16 protein-coding genes and 2 pseudogenes are annotated in these 16,139 nt (G+C 72.7%); 13 read left to right on the top strand and 5 right to left on the bottom strand.

Annotation, left to right across the window (positions count from 1 at the left end; translation table 11 throughout):
* Positions 1 to 4: 4 nt before the first annotated feature.
* Positions 5 to 2,089 (bottom strand): type II toxin-antitoxin system Rv0910 family toxin, encoded by a 2,085-nt coding sequence (locus AC0NH5_RS37650; RefSeq protein WP_474412234.1) that lies wholly within the window; start codon positions 2,087 to 2,089, stop codon positions 5 to 7.
* A 113-nt stretch (positions 2,090 to 2,202) separates the two neighbouring features.
* Here AC0NH5_RS37650 and AC0NH5_RS37645 point away from each other — a divergent pair, with 113 nt between their 5' ends.
* The 5 genes from AC0NH5_RS37645 to AC0NH5_RS37625 all read left to right on the top strand — a co-directional run bounded on the left by AC0NH5_RS37645 (position 2,203) and on the right by AC0NH5_RS37625 (position 8,691).
* Positions 2,203 to 2,889 (top strand): TetR/AcrR family transcriptional regulator, encoded by a 687-nt coding sequence (locus tag AC0NH5_RS37645; protein ID WP_474412232.1) that lies wholly within the window; start codon positions 2,203 to 2,205, stop codon positions 2,887 to 2,889.
* Positions 2,886 to 4,040: an acyl-CoA dehydrogenase family protein gene (locus AC0NH5_RS37640; protein ID WP_474412230.1), complete on the top strand. Its 1,155-nt coding sequence runs from the start codon at positions 2,886 to 2,888 to the stop codon at positions 4,038 to 4,040. The genes AC0NH5_RS37645 and AC0NH5_RS37640 overlap by 4 nt, the downstream gene beginning before the upstream one ends.
* Before the next feature lie 80 nt (positions 4,041 to 4,120).
* Entirely contained in the window at positions 4,121 to 5,194 is a 1,074-nt protein-coding gene (locus tag AC0NH5_RS37635) for a M14 family zinc carboxypeptidase (RefSeq protein ID WP_474412228.1), read from the top strand.
* 475 nt (positions 5,195 to 5,669) lie between these two features.
* Positions 5,670 to 6,479 carry an SAM-dependent methyltransferase gene (locus tag AC0NH5_RS37630; protein WP_474412226.1) on the top strand — a complete coding sequence of 270 codons (810 nt, stop codon included), beginning with the start codon at positions 5,670 to 5,672 and terminating at the stop codon, positions 6,477 to 6,479.
* 7 nt (positions 6,480 to 6,486) lie between these two features.
* Positions 6,487 to 8,691 (top strand): putative bifunctional diguanylate cyclase/phosphodiesterase, encoded by a 2,205-nt coding sequence (locus tag AC0NH5_RS37625; protein WP_474412224.1) that lies wholly within the window; start codon positions 6,487 to 6,489, stop codon positions 8,689 to 8,691.
* A 327-nt stretch (positions 8,692 to 9,018) separates the two neighbouring features.
* On the opposite strand, the gene AC0NH5_RS37620 is transcribed toward AC0NH5_RS37625, so the two are convergent.
* Positions 9,019 to 9,735: a hypothetical protein gene (locus AC0NH5_RS37620; protein WP_474412223.1), complete on the bottom strand. Its 717-nt coding sequence runs from the start codon at positions 9,733 to 9,735 to the stop codon at positions 9,019 to 9,021.
* 46 nt (positions 9,736 to 9,781) lie between these two features.
* Here AC0NH5_RS37620 and AC0NH5_RS37615 point away from each other — a divergent pair.
* Positions 9,782 to 9,901: pseudogene (locus AC0NH5_RS37615) on the top strand (macro domain-containing protein); the annotation flags it as partial.
* On the opposite strand, the gene AC0NH5_RS37610 reads toward AC0NH5_RS37615, so the two are convergent.
* From AC0NH5_RS37610 to AC0NH5_RS37600, 3 genes are read right to left on the bottom strand one after another with little or no spacing between them, the layout of a single operon-like run.
* On the bottom strand, positions 9,897 to 10,229 hold the full coding sequence (locus AC0NH5_RS37610) for a gamma-glutamylcyclotransferase family protein (RefSeq protein WP_474412221.1): 333 nt from the start codon (positions 10,227 to 10,229) through the stop codon (positions 9,897 to 9,899). The pseudogene AC0NH5_RS37615 and the gene AC0NH5_RS37610 overlap by 5 nt on opposite strands.
* Before the next feature lie 11 nt (positions 10,230 to 10,240).
* Complete coding sequence (locus AC0NH5_RS37605; protein ID WP_474412219.1) at positions 10,241 to 11,344, bottom strand: hypothetical protein; 1,104 nt, start codon at positions 11,342 to 11,344, stop codon at positions 10,241 to 10,243.
* Complete coding sequence (locus tag AC0NH5_RS37600) at positions 11,341 to 11,829, bottom strand: SigE family RNA polymerase sigma factor (RefSeq protein ID WP_474412217.1); 489 nt, start codon at positions 11,827 to 11,829, stop codon at positions 11,341 to 11,343. Before AC0NH5_RS37600 ends, AC0NH5_RS37605 begins: the two co-directional genes overlap by 4 nt.
* A gap of 127 nt (positions 11,830 to 11,956) precedes the next feature.
* Between AC0NH5_RS37600 and AC0NH5_RS37595 the strand changes: the two are divergent.
* The 7 genes and pseudogenes from AC0NH5_RS37595 to AC0NH5_RS37565 all read left to right on the top strand — a co-directional run bounded on the left by AC0NH5_RS37595 (position 11,957) and on the right by AC0NH5_RS37565 (position 16,101).
* Positions 11,957 to 12,623, top strand: a pseudogene (locus AC0NH5_RS37595) (DUF2332 family protein).
* A gap of 6 nt (positions 12,624 to 12,629) precedes the next feature.
* On the top strand, positions 12,630 to 13,001 hold the full coding sequence (locus AC0NH5_RS37590; protein WP_474412215.1) for a nuclear transport factor 2 family protein: 372 nt from the start codon (positions 12,630 to 12,632) through the stop codon (positions 12,999 to 13,001).
* Positions 13,002 to 13,074: 73 nt separating this feature from the next.
* Complete coding sequence (locus AC0NH5_RS37585; RefSeq protein WP_474412214.1) at positions 13,075 to 13,335, top strand: hypothetical protein; 261 nt, start codon at positions 13,075 to 13,077, stop codon at positions 13,333 to 13,335.
* A 164-nt stretch (positions 13,336 to 13,499) separates the two neighbouring features.
* Complete coding sequence (locus AC0NH5_RS37580) at positions 13,500 to 14,540, top strand: LacI family DNA-binding transcriptional regulator (protein WP_474412212.1); 1,041 nt, start codon at positions 13,500 to 13,502, stop codon at positions 14,538 to 14,540.
* On the top strand, positions 14,537 to 14,776 hold the full coding sequence (locus AC0NH5_RS37575; RefSeq protein ID WP_474412211.1) for a hypothetical protein: 240 nt from the start codon (positions 14,537 to 14,539) through the stop codon (positions 14,774 to 14,776). Before AC0NH5_RS37580 ends, AC0NH5_RS37575 begins: the two co-directional genes overlap by 4 nt.
* A 26-nt stretch (positions 14,777 to 14,802) precedes the next feature.
* Complete coding sequence (locus AC0NH5_RS37570; RefSeq protein ID WP_474412316.1) at positions 14,803 to 15,636, top strand: DUF72 domain-containing protein; 834 nt, start codon at positions 14,803 to 14,805, stop codon at positions 15,634 to 15,636.
* A gap of 6 nt (positions 15,637 to 15,642) precedes the next feature.
* Positions 15,643 to 16,101: a hypothetical protein gene (locus AC0NH5_RS37565; protein ID WP_474412209.1), complete on the top strand. Its 459-nt coding sequence runs from the start codon at positions 15,643 to 15,645 to the stop codon at positions 16,099 to 16,101.
* Positions 16,102 to 16,139: the final 38 nt, after the last annotated feature.

Raw genomic sequence — 16,139 nt, 5'->3', positions numbered from 1 at the left:
TTCGTTAGGAGGGTGTCTTCCGGTCAGGGGCACGCTGCGCGACGGTGAAGCCGTCCGCGGTGATGTCCAGCTGCCGGCCCAGGGGGTCGGTGGTGAGCAGCAGGTCGATCAGCGTGCGGTCGGTGACGCGGCGTACGACCCGGTCGCCGCGCCCGGTCAGCGCGGTGACGACGGCGGCTTCCGGTTCCCCGTCGCGGCCGTAGGGGACGGTCCAGGCCTCGAGGGTCGCGGGCCCGGTCCAGCCGGTGTCGACCTTGCGGGCGGCGGGCCGGGCCAGCCGCGCGCCGGCGTCGATGTCGATGTATTCGCGGTGCGGTGGCCGCGCCGACAACACCACCGCGGCGTGCTTGGTGAGGTACCACCCGAGGGCGGTGGCCAGGCCGTGCGACTCCGGGTCCGAACGCAGCAGGGGTACGAGGTTCGCGACGGCGTGGCTGGTGTAGTTGTTCCCGGGCCCACCGGCGAAGGTCAGCCCGCCCGTGACGGTGAGCGGACGGTCCGGGTCGTCCAGTGGCAGCCCCAGCTCGGCCGCGCCGATCTCGACGGCGGACGGGAAGCACGCGTAGAGGTCGAGGTGCCGGACGTCGTCGATGGTCAGCCCGGCGTGGTCGAGGACGGCCGCGCCGACGGCCCGGATCGCGGGGGAGGACGCCAGGTCGTCGCGCTCGGTCACGTACCACTCGTCGGTGGCGTGCGCGCCGGCGTGCGTGAAGACCCACCGGTCCTGGGGGATCCCGGCGCGCTGTGCCGCTTCGGCGCTGCACAGGATGATCCCGCTGGCCTGGTTGACCTGCAGGTTCGCCGTCAGCAGTTTCGGGTAGGGCGCGGAGATCGGCCGGTTGTCGCCGCCCGGGACGGCCAGGTCGGCGGCCGTCCACGCCTGCGGCCGCCAGGCGTACGGGTTGGTCGCGGCGACCTGCGAGAACCGCGACCACAGCCCGGTGATCCGCTCCTGGTGCCCGGCCGGGTCCAGCCCCAGCTTGCCGCGGATCGCCGACTCGATCAGCGCGTAGACGTAGATCGGGGCGACCAGTCCGGCCGCGATCTCGACGTCGGTGTTCGGGGTGGTGTCCACCCCGATCGTGCGCGCGGGGGTCGTACCGTCGGGTTGTCCCGGCCAGCCGAGGTCCCGGCCGGCACGTTCCGCGGCGGCCGCGGTGGCGGCGGCCTCGGCCCCGCCGAGCAGCGCGACCGAGACCCGGCCGGCCGCGATCTCCGCGGCCGCGTCGTTGAGCAGGCGCAGCGAGCCGTCGCCGCCGAAGATGCTGGTCTGCACGGTCCCGGCGGGTTTCGCCCCGACCGTTTCGGCGATCAGCGCGGCCCCGTCCGGATATTGCCAGGAGACGCTGGCGACGTAGCCGACCGTGTCGGCGGACCGCAGCAGCTCGTCGTCCGACGGGGAACCGGCGTCCTGTGCGGCGAGCCGCAGCGCCCGCACCGCGAGGGAGACCGGGTCGCCGCCGGCCGGCTCGGTGGACCGCTCACAGACCTGGCCGACGCCGACGATCACCGGCGTCCACGGGTCGATGTCGCGACCGCTGCGCTCGTGCCGCACCGGCGCCGGCTTGACCCCGCGGACGGCGGGGGAGGCGGAAACGGTCACCGCGGGTGCGGGGGGAGGAGCGGCAGGCGAGGGTACGACCACGGCTGTGAGCTTCGCCAGTGACTTCTGGAGGGCGTCGGCGAGGTTGCGCGCCACCATCGGCCCGAGGGGTCCGTCCGCGGTGCCGCCCTCGACACCGCCGCCGGCCCGCACCAGCGTCCCGCCGTCGTCGAGGGCGGACAGCGTGAGGTAGAGCCCCACCGTGATGCCCATCGGGCCGGCGCCGTCCAGCCACACCGTCCGCGACGGTTCCAGGCCGGCCACCGACCAGCGCACCTCGGCCGGCATGCCCATCAGCGTGATGCGCTGTGTGAACTGGTCGCCGGCGGCGAGCCCGGGCGGCGTGGCACCCGGCCAACCGGCGTGCAGCACCAGCCAGTCCGGCATCCGCCCCGGGTCGGCCAGCACGGCGAAGACCTTTTGCGGTCCGGCCGCGATCCGCGCCGAGGCGGTGTACGGATACGCGAACTCGCGAGGCAGCTCCACAGCCGCTTCCCCCTTACCGTCTGGCGTGACGGTAAATTAGTGACCTGGCTCACCACAAGGGCCGGGCAGATTCACGGGAGACAAAACTAACCGTCAGGTCGTACGGTAATTGCGTGGCAGACCAAGGACGGCGCACCCAGGCGCAGCGCAGCGAGGCGACCCGGGTGCGGATCCTGGACGCCACCGTCCAGTGCCTCGTCGAGCGCGGCTACGCCGAGACCACCACCTCCGAGGTGCTGGCCCTGGCCGACGTGCCCCGGGGCACCCTGCTGCACCACTTCCCGACCAAGGTTGACCTGCTGGCCGCCGCCGTGCAGCACGTCGCGCGGCGGCGCCTGGCCGGCCTCGGCGCCGAGCTGGCCGCGGTGCCCGGCGGCACCGACCCGGTCGACGCCGTGATCGACGTGGTCTGGCGGCACTTCTCCTCGCCGCTGTTCTGGGCCGCCCTGGAGCTGTGGAACGCCGCCCGCACCGACACCGAGCTGCGCGACGCCCTGGTGCCGGTGGAGAAAGAGGTTTTCGGCGTGCTGCACGAGCGGTCCCGGGAGCTGATCGAGGAGGCCGCGCCCGGCGACCCGCGGCTCGGCACCGTCATCCAGTTCAGCTTCCAGGTCTTCTGCGGGCTGGCCATGACCGGCATCGTCAGCGGCGACCTCGCCCAGCGCGAGGTGCTGATCCGGCGCTGGAAACGCGCCGCCGCCGTCCTGCTGGGCCGCCGCGACCCCGAGACCCTCGTCGAACGGGCGCCGCGCCGCGTCCCGGACGTCCCCGCCGAACGAACGCCCAGGAGAGTCGAATGACCTACCCCGATCCGTTCGCCACCCCGGAACGCCTCGCCCTGCGCGATGCGATGGGGCAGTTCGTCCGCCGCGAGATCCTGCCGAACCTGGCCGCCTGGGAACAGGCCGGTGAGATCCCCCGCGAGCTGCATCAGCGCGCTGCCGAGGCGGGGCTCTACGGCGTCGGCTTCCCGGAGGACTGCGGTGGTGACGGTGGCGACACCGTCGACACGGTCGTGGTCACCGAGGCGTTCCTGGAGGCGGGCGGCTCGTCCGGCTGCCACGCCTCGCTCTACACCCACGGCATCGCGCTGCCCCACATGATCGCCACCGGGGACGCCGGCCTGATCGAGCGGTTCGTGCGGCCCACCCTGGCCGGCGAGAAGGTCTCCGCGCTGGGCATCACCGAGCCGGACGCCGGCTCCGACGTGGGCGCGCTGCGCACCACCGCGGTCCGCGACGGCGGCGACTACGTGGTCAACGGCGCCAAGATGTTCATCACCTCCGGGGTGCGCGCCGACTTCGTCACCACCGCCGTGCGCACCGGCGGCCCGGGCGCCGGTGGGGTCAGCCTGCTCGCCGTGGAACGGGGCACGCCGGGCTTCGCCGTCTCCCGCAAGCTCGACAAGATGGGCTGGCTCTGTTCCGACACCGCCGAGCTGTCGTTCACCGACTGCCGGGTGCCGGCCGCCAACCTGATCGGCCCGGAGAACGCCGGCTTCCAGCTGATCGGCCAGGTCTTCGTCCCGGAGCGCATCATCGCGGCGGTGCACGCCTACGCGACCGCCCAGCGCTGCCTGGACCTCACCGTCGAGTACGCCCGCGCCCGCCACACCTTCGGCAAGCCGCTGATCGCCCGGCAGGTCGTCCAGCACAAGCTCGTGCAGATGCGCCAGCGCATCGAGCTGGCCCGGGCGTACACCCGGCAGGTCGCCGTCCGCCACGCCGGCGGTGACCCGGTGTTCGGTGAGGTGTGCCTGGCCAAGAACGCGGCCGTCGACGCCTGCAAGTACGTGGCCGACGAGGCCGTCCAGCTGCACGGCGGCATGGGGTACATGCGTGAGTCGGAGGTCGAGCGGCACTACCGCGACACCCGCATCCTCGGCATCGGCGGCGGCGCCACCGAGGTGATGACCGACCTGGCCGCGAAGATGTTCGGCTACGGCCGCTGACGGTCGCGCCGGCGTGCGAGTGACTCTCCGGAACGGTACGGTGACCGCTGACATCGACGTCAAGCGATCTGGGAGCCGCCGTGAAAGCACTCGCCGTCCTGACCGCCGCCCTGCTCGGAGCCGGGCTGATCGCCGCTCCGGCCGCTGCGGCCCCGGCCCCGGTCGTCCCCGGGGCGGCCCCGGCAGCCCTGGTCTCCGCACCCGTCCCGGCAGCCCTGGTCCCCGCGAACCCCAGCCCCGACGACGTCCGGCGGGCGCTCACCCGCATCGCCCGGGACAGTGACGGCCGGGTCCGCCTCGGCGTCATCGGCCGCAGCAACGAGAACCGCCCGCTGCGCCTGGCCACCGTCGGCCACGGGCGCACCCGCCTGCTGTTCGTCACCCAGCAGCACGGCGACGAGCCGCTCGGCACCCCGGCCGCGATCCGCGCCCTCTGGACCCTCGGCGTCCCGGACACCACGTGGCACCGCACGCTGCTCAAGCGCGTCACCGTCGACATCGTCGTGCAGGCCAACCCGGACGGCGCCGTCCGCCAGCAGCGGTACAACCACGACCCCAGCGCCACCGGCGACTACGCCGAGCCGGGCGTCGGCTACGACATCAACCGGTTCCACAACCCGCTCACCCCGATCGCCGACAACCCGGTCCCCGAGGCCCGCGCCGTGCTCAACCTGTGGCAGCGCACCCGGCCGCGAATCGTCGTCGACTACCACATGCAGGGCCGCTACCTGCAGCCCGACGGCCGGGAGACCACCGCCTCGGTGCTCTGGCCGACGAGCCCGCTGGTCACCGCGGCAGCCGCCGACAACGGCCGGCGGCTGGCGGTCCGCACCGACGAGGCGACCACCGCCTACCCCGGTGCCTACGTGACCCGTTATCCGGGCGGCGACTACGAGGGGATCGCCCGCAACGCGTACGGCATCCTCGGCAGCGCGTCCCTGCTCGTCGAGCTGTCCGCCCTGCCCGAGGAGCAGACCGAGTTCCAGATCCGAACCGCCTTCGTCTCGATGCTCGCCACCGTGGCCGGCGCCGCCGACGGCTCCCTGTGGCGCATCGACCCGGCCCGCGCCGACGCCATCCCGGCCCGCGGCCCGTCCCTGCCCGGCGCCGCCCGCACCCACCACCTCGACGACGCCCTCAACGACGCCGCCTGACAGCCCCGCCCGGCACCGTCTACCGCAATCCTCGCCGGCGCGCCTCCAGCGCAGCGCAGTGTGTGAAGTTGAGGTCCGATCCGCACCCGAACTTCACACACCGGCCAGCTCCGAGCGCAGTGCAGTGTGTGAAGTTGAGGTCCGATTCGCACCTCAACTTCACACACAGGACCTGGTCTGACGGCGGGACTGCGGGCGTGGGGGAGCGGCGGAGTGGTTGTGGGGTGACCAGAGGCTTCAGCCCGGCGGTCGCGCTGCGGCCCCGGCCCGGCAGGTGGTCGCGGTGTGGCCACGGGACCAGTCCCGATCGTACGAAATAAGTAAGAACAGTGACCCTCCGGAAAGAGCGACAAAAAGACGCCGCTTCCGTCTCTGCCGCCGAAAGACGATCAGTCAACCTGCGTCGGTGATTGCCATCGAGGGCTGTGGACGATAGACAGTTGTGGGTCTTGAACTGTCCATCGAGGAGGGTGTCGTGACGGGATCGACGGACTGGGTGCCGGCCGGGATCGATGTCAATCAGCCCAGCGCCGCCCGCGTCTACGACTATTTCCTCGGCGGCGCCCACAATTTCGCGGTGGATCGCGCCCTCGCGGAGCAGATCGCGGCGATGACGCCGAACATCGGTGAGACGATGCGCTCCAACCGGGTGTTCCTGCGCCGGGCGGTGCGGTTCCTGGCCGCGCAGGGGGTGCGGCAGTTCCTGGACATCGGCTCCGGCATCCCGACGGCCGGCAACGTGCACGAGATCGCGCTGGAGGCGGCGCCCGGCGCGAGCGTCGTCTACGTCGACATCGATCCGGTCGCGGTCGAGCACAGCCGGGCGATCCTGGCCGGTGTCGACGGCACCGGGGTGATCTGCGCGGATGTGCGCGACGTCGACCGGGTGATCGCCGAGAGCGAGAAGCTCGGGCTGGTCGACTTCGGCCGGCCGGTCGCGGTGCTGCTCGCCGGCGTGCTGCATTTCGTGCCGGACTCCGATGACCCGGCGGGGGTCGTCGCCGCACTGCGTGAGACCGTGGCGCCCGGCAGCTACCTGCTCGTCTCGCACGCCACCGCGGACGGCCAGCCGCCCGAGGTGATCGAGGCGCAGCGGCTGTCCGGCCGCACCGCCACCGAGATCGTGCTGCGGTCCGGCGAGCAGATCGCCGCGTACTTCGACGGGTTCGAGCTGGTCGAGCCCGGGCTCGTGTTCATCCCGCTGTGGCGGCCGGACGCCGGTGACCCGGTCGGCGAGCACCCGGAGCGGGTCGGAGCCTACGCAGGCGTCGCCAGGAAGAACTGATCGCCGGATGCCACCGCAGGACACCGCCGGGCAGGCGGTCTTCGCCCGGCGCTGGCGCAGGCAGGTGGCGAGCGCCGGGTTCGTCCCGATGGATGCCGGTGAGCTGGGTGCCCTGCTGCGCCGGTTGACCGGCCGGCTGGTCGCCGCGATGCGGGTGCCGGAGTTCGACCCGGGTGAGGCCGCGCGGGTCGGCGGCGCCCTGGTCGAGGCACACCTGACCGAGCCGGGTGTGCTCGCCGCGACGGTTTCGGTGATCGGCAGCGACCTGGCTGCCGCGGCCGGCGCCGTGCCCGGCCGGCGGGCCCGGGTGACGCAGATCCAGGGCGCGGTGGCTTCCGGATATGCGCACGCGCTGCGGGTGGCCACGATGGCCGAGCAGGAGCGCCTCAACAAGGCCGTCCTGGACGCGCACGCCGCCGCCGAGCGGGCGCTGCGGACCAGTGAGGAGCACCTGCGGGCGATCTTCGACAGCGCCGCCGTGGGCATCGGTGTCAGCACCATGGACGGCCGGATCGTCCGGGTCAACCAGGCGTTCGCCGACCTGCTGGGCTATCCGCCCGACGAGATGTGCTCGCTGTACGTCCCCGGCCTCACCCACCCCAGCGACCCGCCGGACATGTGGCGGCTCTACGCCGAGATGATCAGCGGCGAGCGCGACCACGTCCGGCTGGAGAAGGCGTACTACCGCCGCGACGGCGCCGTGGTCTGGACCGACCTGACCGCCTCGCTGATCCGCGACGAGCACGGCGCCCCCGAGTTCGCCATCGCGATGGTGCAGGACATCACCGACCGGCGGCGCCTGCAGGACCGGCTGGAGCATCAGGCCACCCACGACCCGCTCACCGGCCTGCCGAACCGCGTGATGATCGCCGGCCACCTGGACCGGATCTTCGCCGATCCGCCGCCGGGCGCCCGGGTCGGCCTGTGCTATCTCGACCTGGACGGCTTCAAACGGGTCAACGACACGCTCGGCCACCAGGTCGGCGATGAACTGCTGGTGGCGGTCGCACAGCGGCTCAGCCGGTGCGCCGACGGACCGGGCCGGGTGGCCGGCCGGATGAGCGGCGACGAGTTCGTGCTGCTCGCCGACCACCCCGCCGGCCCCGACGACCTCACCGAGCTGGCCGGGTGCGTGCTGGCCGAGTTGTCCCGCCCGTACCAGGTCGGCCAGCACCGGATGCGGGTCACCGCCAGCATCGGCGTGGTGGAGAGCCCGGTGCGCGAGACCACCCCGGCCGAGCTGATGAAGAACGCCGACCTCACGCTCTACGTCGCCAAGCAGGAGGGCCGCGGGCGTTTCGTCCGGTACGACGCCGACCGCAACGCCCGCCAGGCCGCCCGGTACGAACTGGCCGCCGCGATGCCCGACGCCCTGGACCGGCACGAGTTCACCGTCGTCTACCAGCCGATGGTCTCCCTCGCCGACGAGCAGATCCGCGGCGTCGAAGCCCTGGTCCGCTGGCGCCACCCGGTCCTCGGCATGCTCGGCCCGGACGCGTTCATCCCGCTCGCCGAGGAGACCGGCGTCATCCTCCAGCTGGGCCGCTGGGTGCTGGAGCAGGCGTGCGCGCAGGCCGCCGCCTGGGCACGCCTCTTCCCCGGCCCGAGCATCTCGATGAGCGTCAACATGACCGTCTCGCAGACCCACGAGCCGGGCTTCGTCGCCGAGGTGGACAGCGTCCTCGCCCGGACCGGGCTCGCCCCCGGCCTGCTGCTGCTGGAACTCACCGAGAGCGCCATCATGGACACCGACGGCGCCCCGTTGCGCGCCCTCGACGCCCTCGCCCAGCGCGGCATCCGGATCGCCATCGACGACTTCGGCACCGGATATTCCAACCTGGCCTATCTGCGCCGGCTGCCCGTGCACACCCTCAAGCTGGCCGGCCCGTTCGTCGAGGGCCTGCGCGAGCCCGCCGAGGGCCCGGGTCAACCCGGCGATCTGCGTGAGCCCGGCGATCTGCGTGAGCCCGGCGATCTGCGTGAGCCCGGCGACGGCGTCGACGAGCAGATCGTCGGGACGATCGTCAGGCTGGCCCACGCGCTCGGCATCAGCGTGACGGCCGAGGCCGTCGAGACGCGCCGGCAGGCCGATCGTCTGCGCCGGCTCGGCTGCGACACCGGCCAGGGTTGGCTCTTCGCCCGCCCGCTCCCCGCCGAAGAGATCACCGAGCTTCTGCGCAGCGCGGCCAAGGACTTCGGTCGCTCTTCATGATTATTTCGTACGAGTAATCGCACGGCTCTCGAGTGTCACCGCGACGTCGCTGCCACCCGCGCCTTTGCCGCGCCCGCCGGGCGGAGCTGCCGCGAGATCTTTTCCAAACCTTCTCATCGGTGTCGATGTGATGTAACGTACTTTGGGAGCGCTCCCAGGGGCTCCTCGCAGGGCTTTCAGGTCTTGCGGAGCCCGCTGAGCGCGCTGCCGACTCGAGCCGCCTCGTCGCCGATTCTCCGGTGCCGGGGCGGCTCGCCCCAACTCAACGCGCCGCCAGCCCCCGCTTGTGCCCGCGCCGCCCGCCCGCCGTTCGCGGCGTACTTCGCGTTATCGCCGCAGGCCGACCGCCACCAGCGCCGACCGTGCCGCCTCGCCGGCCGGCCGCAGGATCTCCGCCCGCACCCACCGCCAGGCCGGCACCGCCGTGGCCCGCCAGACGATCGCCACCCCACGGAACAGCGCCCCGAACGTCATCCGCCACACCCACACCGCGGCGATCCTCACCGGCCGCAACACCCACCGGTAGGCCTGCCGGCCCAGCCACGACGTCCCCTGCCAGCCGGTGACCACCAGCCACCGGAGCGGCCGCAGCACCCAGGCATGGACGAACTTCGCGACCGGCAGCACGACCCACTCGACGACGAACCGCACGACGGCCCGGCCACCCAGCAACACCGGCCGCAACGCCCACCGCCACAGCGCACGTGCCAGCGGCGCGAGCACCTGCCGCCACAGCCGGCGTCCCGGGATGAAGACGAGGTGTCGCCAGGCCCAGCTCGCCGGGATGACGATCAGGTGTTGCCAGGCCCAGCTCGCCGGGATGACGATCAGGTGTCGCCAGGCCCAGCTCACCGGGATGACGACGAGGTGCTGCCACAGCCAGGCCAGCGGGGCGACGACGAACCGGTCCAGGACGCGCCCGATCGCCTTCATCGCCTCCCACAGCAGGCGGACCGGCAGCACCACGACGACCGCCACCACCCGGGCCGGCCAGGTCAGCCACGCCGGCGCGGTCGGCGGTCGTTCGTCGATCAGGTTCGGCACGCCACCACGGTAGCCCGCGCCCACAAGTGAATCCCCAGGTGGGAGCATGTCTCATGGCCACTGTGGAAGTGCTCCTCGCGCCATGGTGACCGCCGCCAACGAGTCCCTGCTCGGCGGCGGTGGCGTGGACGGCGCCATCCGCCGGGCCGCCGCGCCCTCGCTCAGCGCGCCACGTAGACCCAGGCCTTGTCCCCGGAGGCGAGGGCCGCCTCCACCCGCTGGTAGTCGTCCACCTCGTACTCGTCGGCCCGCAACAGGTCGGCATCGGTCACCGTCAGGGCGGAGCCGTCCACCCCGTCGGCCGGGTCGCCGGTCCGCACCAGGATCGGGTGGTGGGTGCTGCCGCTCACCGCGAGAACGTGCGGATCGGTGATCTCGACCTGTTCCAGGCGGAACCCGAGGATCCGGTCGTCGCGCCCGGCCAGTTCCCGGCTGAACGTGCTGTGCTGAACGGCCGGGTCCCGCAACGTCCCGTAAGAGAACAAGAGTGGCATGATCACGGACCCTATCGGGTCGGCGGGCCCCAGCGGGAACGGTCGGTGCAGTCGCCGAAGGAGGCGTTCTCCACCATCCGGGTCAGGTCCGCTCGGGTGATCTTCGTGCGGTCCGCGGTGAAGAAGAAGAACACGCATTCGCCGGTCTCGACGAACATGTGGGCGCTGTTCAGCGGCCCCCGGGAATGCGCCAGATATCGGACGGCCCACCCGTTGACGGTCGTGACCTCCGGCGCGTCATCCTTGATCCCCTCCCATGCCTCGTTGCCGTCGGCGGTCTGCGACATCACCGACACGGGCGGCGGGCGGTCGGTGAACGGGCCGAAGGCGACAGCGGCGGAGAGGTGCGGTTGCCCGAGCTGCTCGCTGACCCGGCTGATCCGAAGGTCCCCGGGCACCCAGCCCAGCCGGAACGGAGCGGTGATCTCCTCAGGCGTACCCAGCCGCACTTCCTCGGCGACCTCCACGAGGTCGGCCTTCGTCGTCTCCTTGTCCCGGGCGGTGCCGACGGTGATCCACACGCCGCCCGGCTCCTCCCAGCCCACGGCCGGTCCGGGTACGCCCTGACCCTGCACCGGTGTGACCACAGCGTTCGCCAGATAGGGCGCGTACCAGGCCGGCCGCCCGGCGACGGTGGTCGGCTCACCCTTGCGCAGGGCGGTGGGGTCGAACGTGCCCGGGTCGTAGGCCCGCACGTCGCCCCCCTCGTTCCCGCCTGAGCTGCCCGGCCGTTCCGCCGAGACGTCCGCCTCGGCGCGAACCGTGGCGTACTGCGAGTGCTGGTCGCCGCCGCGCGTGGTCACCATGAACGGCGACTTCGGCGCCACGGCGAGGGTGAGCTGCGAGGCGGTCCGGTCCGGAGCAGCGGCGGCAGAGGGCGCGGCGGTGGCCGGCGGCGCGGCAACGGGCGGCGGGGCGACGGGGCCGCGCACGACCAGGGGCACACCGATCGCCACGAGGGCGAGGGCGAGTGCGGCGGTCGTACCCCCCAAGAATCGGCGACGGCGCCGCAGCCGGACCGCCCGGGTCCGCGCCCGCTCAGCCATCCCCGAACCGTCCGGGGCGTCGGCGGCGTGGGTGACCAGGCTCCGGCGGAGGTCTTCGAGCGTGTTCATGACAGCACTTCCCGTCGGTCCGTCACCGGTGCGGTGAGCTCGATGCGCAGGGCCGCCAGGGCCCGGCTGGCGTAACCGCGCACGGTGCCGGCGCGGCAGCCGAGCACGTCGGCGATCTCCTCGTCGCGCATCCCCTCGTAATAACGCAGCACGATCACCGCGCGCTGCTGGCGGGGAAGGGTGCCGAGCAGCTTCCAGAGCTCGTCGTCGACCGGCGGCGCCCCCGGCCCGGCCACCAGGTCACCGGCGTCCAGCGGAACGGTCCGCAGCCGGCGCCGGCGCAGGAACGACAGGTGCTCGTTGGTCACCATCCGGCGGACGTAGCCGTAGGGCTCGTCCATCGCCTCGATCCGGCGCCATCTCAGATAGGCCCGGGCCAGCACCTCCTGGACCAGGTCGTGTGCCTCCTCCCGGTCGCCGGTGAGCAGCACGGCGTAGCGCAGCAGCGCCGGCAGCCGTGCCGCCACGAAATCCTCGAACCGCATGAAGCCCCTCCCCGTGTCGGCCGGTTCCGACGAGGAGAACGCGATCTCCGGCCGATCTGCTGTGCCGCAACCTCATCGTGCACGGGGCGGACATCTCGCCGTGGACCCGCATGGCATCATCGCGGCCATGCCCACCGCGTCGGTCTACGCCGAGTTCGCCGCGCGGGAAGCAGCCGGGGAGTCACCGGCGTACGAGGCGCTCGCCGTCGCCGTCTCCCGCGACACCCGCCTGATCGCGCTGCTGGACACGCTGCCGCCGGCCAAGCGCCGGCCCAATCTGCTCTTCGCGGTCGTGCAGTTCCTCGGCGGCCCGGTCAGCGACCCGGCCGCGTTCGGTGACTTCGTCGTGGACCAGTGGCCGCGCGTCGAGGCGCAGATCCGCTCACGGGCGACGCAGACCAACGAGCCGGGCCGCTGCGCGCTGCTGCTGCCGGTGCTGGCCGCCCTGCCGCAACCGCTGGCCCTGCTGGAGGTCGGCGCGTCAGCCGGGCTCAACCTCTTCCCCGACCGGTACAGCTACCGCTACGGCGCCCACCGGATCGGCTCCGGCGAGCCGGTGCTGCGCTGCGACCTGCGCGGGACGCCGCCGCCGGAGCATCGGCCCCGGATCGTCTGGCGGGCCGGCCGCCCACTGGATCTCCGTGGAGAACCCGACGGTGATCGCCTACGACGGCCTACCGGGCGCGCCCGGCGAGACGCTGCACAACGTGCTCGCGCTGGACGGTGAGCCGCTCGCCTGGGCCCGCGCCCATGGCGACGGCCTCACCTGGTTCGGCCCGTCGCCAGTAGGCTGACCGGCCATGGGAGATCTCGCATCGGAGCTGCTCGTGGCGGAACGGCGGCTCCAGGCGGCACAGCGCGCCAACGACCCCGACCAGCTGGACCGGCTGCTGCACGACGACCTGATCGCGGTCGGGCCGGACGGTGCCCACTACCGCAAGCAGGACGACCTCGACGCGTACCGCACCGGCACCTCGGTGATCGACGAGCTGGTCGAGGAGTCGCTGGAGTCGCTGGTCGTCGGCGTCACCGGTGTCACCTTCTTCACCGGTACCGTCTCCGGCACCTTCGGCGGCGCGCCGGTCACCGCCCGGATGCGCTACACCCGCACCTGGGTCCACGACGACGGCTGGCACATCGTCGCCGCCCACATCGCCGTGGCCGGCCAGTAGGGCCGGATACCGGTATGCCGGAGACGACCGACCGTGCGGTGCTGCTGGCGGCGCTGCCGCGAGCACGGACATCGTGTTCCTCGAACCCGGCGACCAGCGGGTCACCCAGGACGAGGTGCGCCACGACGCGCGGGACCTGATCCGCCGGCGCGGTCTGCCGGCCGGCAGACCGCGCGCCGGCTGGCACACGCAGGCCTCGGCGTTCGGCCCGGACGGATCGCTCCGGGACCCGCTGCGCGAGCGGGTGGAACGGGCCGCGGCCGTGCTCGACGGCCTGAGCCGAGACAGCGCACGGACACCGCGAGGTGGAATCCTCGCTCCGGAGGATCGGTGATCCGCTGATGGCCGCTTTTGATCGGTGCCGCAGAATGGAGGGGATCGCGGCGTGCCCCTCGATGTGGCGAGACCGGCACAGAACACTTGAAATGTTTCATATTCGTGCGATCCTGTACGGGCAAGCCGCGATATGACGTTTCAAACGCGAGGGGAGACAGGCCCGTGAGCCACCAGCCGCGCAACGGCCGCGCCCCGTCGGTCAAGGACGTCGCCGCCGCCGCGGGCGTCTCGTTGGGCACGGTCTCCAACGTGCTCAACCGCCCCTCGGTGGTCAGCACCACCACCCGGGAGCGGGTCGAGCGGGCCATGGCGGAGCTTGGCTTCATCCGCAACGAGTCGGCCCGGCAGCTGCGCGCGGGGACCAGCCGGGCGCTGGCCTACGTCATGCTCGACGGCGGCAACCCGTTCTTCCACGACGTCGCCGAGGGCATCGAGACCGCCGCCGAGGCCGCCGACCTGTCGTTGTTCGTCTGCAACAGCAACAGCCGGGTCGAGCGGGAGGCCAAGCACCTGGACCGGCTCGTCCAGCAGCGGGTGCAGGGCATCCTGATCACCCCGGTCGACCCGGACGCCCCGCACCTCGCCGAGATCGCCCGCCGCGGCATCCCGTTCGTGATGGTGGACAGGCTGAGCAGCGCCGGCGACCACTGCTCGGTTGCGGTCGACGACGTGCTCGGTGGGCGGATCGCGGTGGAGCACCTGCTCGACCGCGGGCACCAGCGGGTCGCGTTCGTCGGCGGGCCGTCCAGCATCGGCCAGGTCCGCGAGCGGCTGCAGGGCGCCCGCGAGGTGTGGGCGGAGTTCGGCATGGCCGAGGAGGACCTGATCCACCTGCCCACCGACGCGCTCACCGTCAACGAGGGCCGCTCGGCGGGCGAGCGCCTGGCCGGGCTGCCCAGCCGTCGCCGGCCGACCGCCGCCTTCTGCGCCAACGACCTGCTCGCCCTCGGCCTGCTGCAGCACGCGGTGACCGCCGGGCTGCGGGTTCCCGACGACCTGGCCATCGTCGGCTTCGACGACATCGACTTCGCGGCCGCCGCCGCCGTGCCGCTCACCTCGGTGCGCCAGCCGCGCCAGGAACTGGGCCGTACGGCCGCGCGCCTGGTCCTCGACGAGGCCACCGACCCGGATCACGTGCACGAGCAGGCGTCGTTCGTCCCGGCGCTGGTGGCGAGGGCGTCCACCGGTACCGTGCGACGGTGACCTCGTTCATCCTGGTTCCCGGCGCGGGCGGTGACGCCTTCCACGACGTCCCGCTGGAGTTCCAGCAGCGGGTGGGGAGGGAGCGCCCGGGGCTCGCCGCGCGGACAGCGCCCAGCGGCCACCTGGCGGCGCTCAGCCGCCCGGCCGAGCTCGCCGCGGCGATCCTCCGCGAAGGCGAAGGCGAAAGTACAGGCGCGGGCCCGGTCGCGGGCCCAGACGCAGGTGCGGGCGCGTGACGCCGAGCCTGCACGTCGGCTGTGCCATGTGGAGCCTGAAGTCCTGGCAGGGCCGCTTCCTGCCGCATCCGGCCACCCCGGCCGCGCGGCTGCGCGCCTACGCCGGCTGGTGCAATGCGGTCGAGGGCAACACCACGTTCTACGCGACGCCCGCGCGCGAGACGGTGGCGAGCTGGGCCGCGGAGACCCCGCCGGATTTCCGGTTCGTCCTCAAGATGCCCAAGGTGGTCACCCACGAGCGCCGGCTGAGTGACGCCGACGAGCCGCTGCGCCAGTTCTTCGACGCGATCGAGCCGCTGGGCCCACGGGTCCACGCGCTCTGGGTGCAACTGCCGGGATCCTTCGGGCCCGGCGACCTGACGGTTCTCTCGCGCTTCCTGCAACGCCTTCCCCGATCTTTCGGGTACGCCGTGGAAGTGCGCGATCCAGCCTTCTTCCACGACCCGCACCGGCTCGAGGCGACGCTGGCCGACGTCGGTGCCGAGTGGATCCCGTTCGACACCACCGAGTTCTTCCGGACGCCCCCGGCCAGTGACGAGGAGCGCGACGCCTGGCTGAAGAAGCCGCGCATGCCGTTGCGCACCGCGGCGCTGACCGACCGGCCGATCGTCCGTTATCTGGGGCGCGACGACACCACCCGCACTGTCGAGGGCTGGCAGCGCTGGGTGGAGGCGGTGGCCGGCTGGCTGCGGGAGGGCCGCTCGCCGACGGTCTTCGTGCACACGCCGGACAACGCCGACGCCCCCGAGTTGTGCCGCCGCTTCCATGACGAGGTGCGGGCGCTGGTGCCGTCGCTGCCCGCACTCGAGCCCCCGGCGCCACCGCCGGCATCCGCGGACGAGCCGCTGACCCTATTCTGATCGGCCGTGGGCGTCCTCTACGACTATTTCCGGGCCGCCGACGCGGCCACCGTCGTCCGGTTGATGGACGAGCACGACGGTGACTCGCCCGATGGCCTGCTCGACACCGTCGACGCCAAGGGCATCGACCCGTCGGTGTCGCTGGGTCAGCTCGTCGGCTTCCTCCTCGACGAGCCGTGGAGCGTCGAGCTGGTCTCCGGTTCGCTGGCATGGCCGGTGGGCGGCGAGCAGGACACCGGCCATGAGGGGCCGTGGGTGATGGACCTCGGCGACCGGGCCCGGGACGCTCTGGCCGGCGTCGACGACGCCCGGATCCCGGAGTTGGCGCAACGGTGGAGCGGCATCGAGGAGTTCGGGGGCTACGCGGAGCCCGAGTGGCTGGAGGCGGCGATCACCGAGCTGTCCGGGCTCGCCCGCCGGGCCCGGGACACCGGCGAGCACCTGTACTGCTGGATGAGCCTGTGACGGCATGACGATCGCCCGGTCCCGTGCTGCCGGGGACC

This window comes from Actinoplanes sp. 13, assembly GCF_056134165.1.
The sequence above is the reverse complement of the archived record's forward strand: the minus strand, read 5'-3'. Positions and strand labels throughout refer to the sequence as shown.

Excerpts from the sequence above, each read along its gene's own strand:
- AC0NH5_RS37610 (WP_474412221.1), bottom strand. The coding sequence starts at position 10,229 with ATGCCACTCTTGTTCTCTTACGGGACGTTGCGGGACCCGGCCGTTCAG.
- AC0NH5_RS37570 (WP_474412316.1), top strand. The coding sequence starts at position 14,803 with ATGTGGAGCCTGAAGTCCTGGCAGGGCCGCTTCCTGCCGCATCCGGCC.
- AC0NH5_RS37625 (WP_474412224.1), top strand. The coding sequence starts at position 6,487 with ATGCCACCGCAGGACACCGCCGGGCAGGCGGTCTTCGCCCGGCGCTGG.
- AC0NH5_RS37640 (WP_474412230.1), top strand. The coding sequence starts at position 2,886 with ATGACCTACCCCGATCCGTTCGCCACCCCGGAACGCCTCGCCCTGCGC.
- AC0NH5_RS37605 (WP_474412219.1), bottom strand. The coding sequence starts at position 11,344 with ATGAACACGCTCGAAGACCTCCGCCGGAGCCTGGTCACCCACGCCGCC.
- AC0NH5_RS37590 (WP_474412215.1), top strand. The coding sequence starts at position 12,630 with ATGGGAGATCTCGCATCGGAGCTGCTCGTGGCGGAACGGCGGCTCCAG.
- AC0NH5_RS37600 (WP_474412217.1), bottom strand. The coding sequence starts at position 11,829 with ATGCGGTTCGAGGATTTCGTGGCGGCACGGCTGCCGGCGCTGCTGCGC.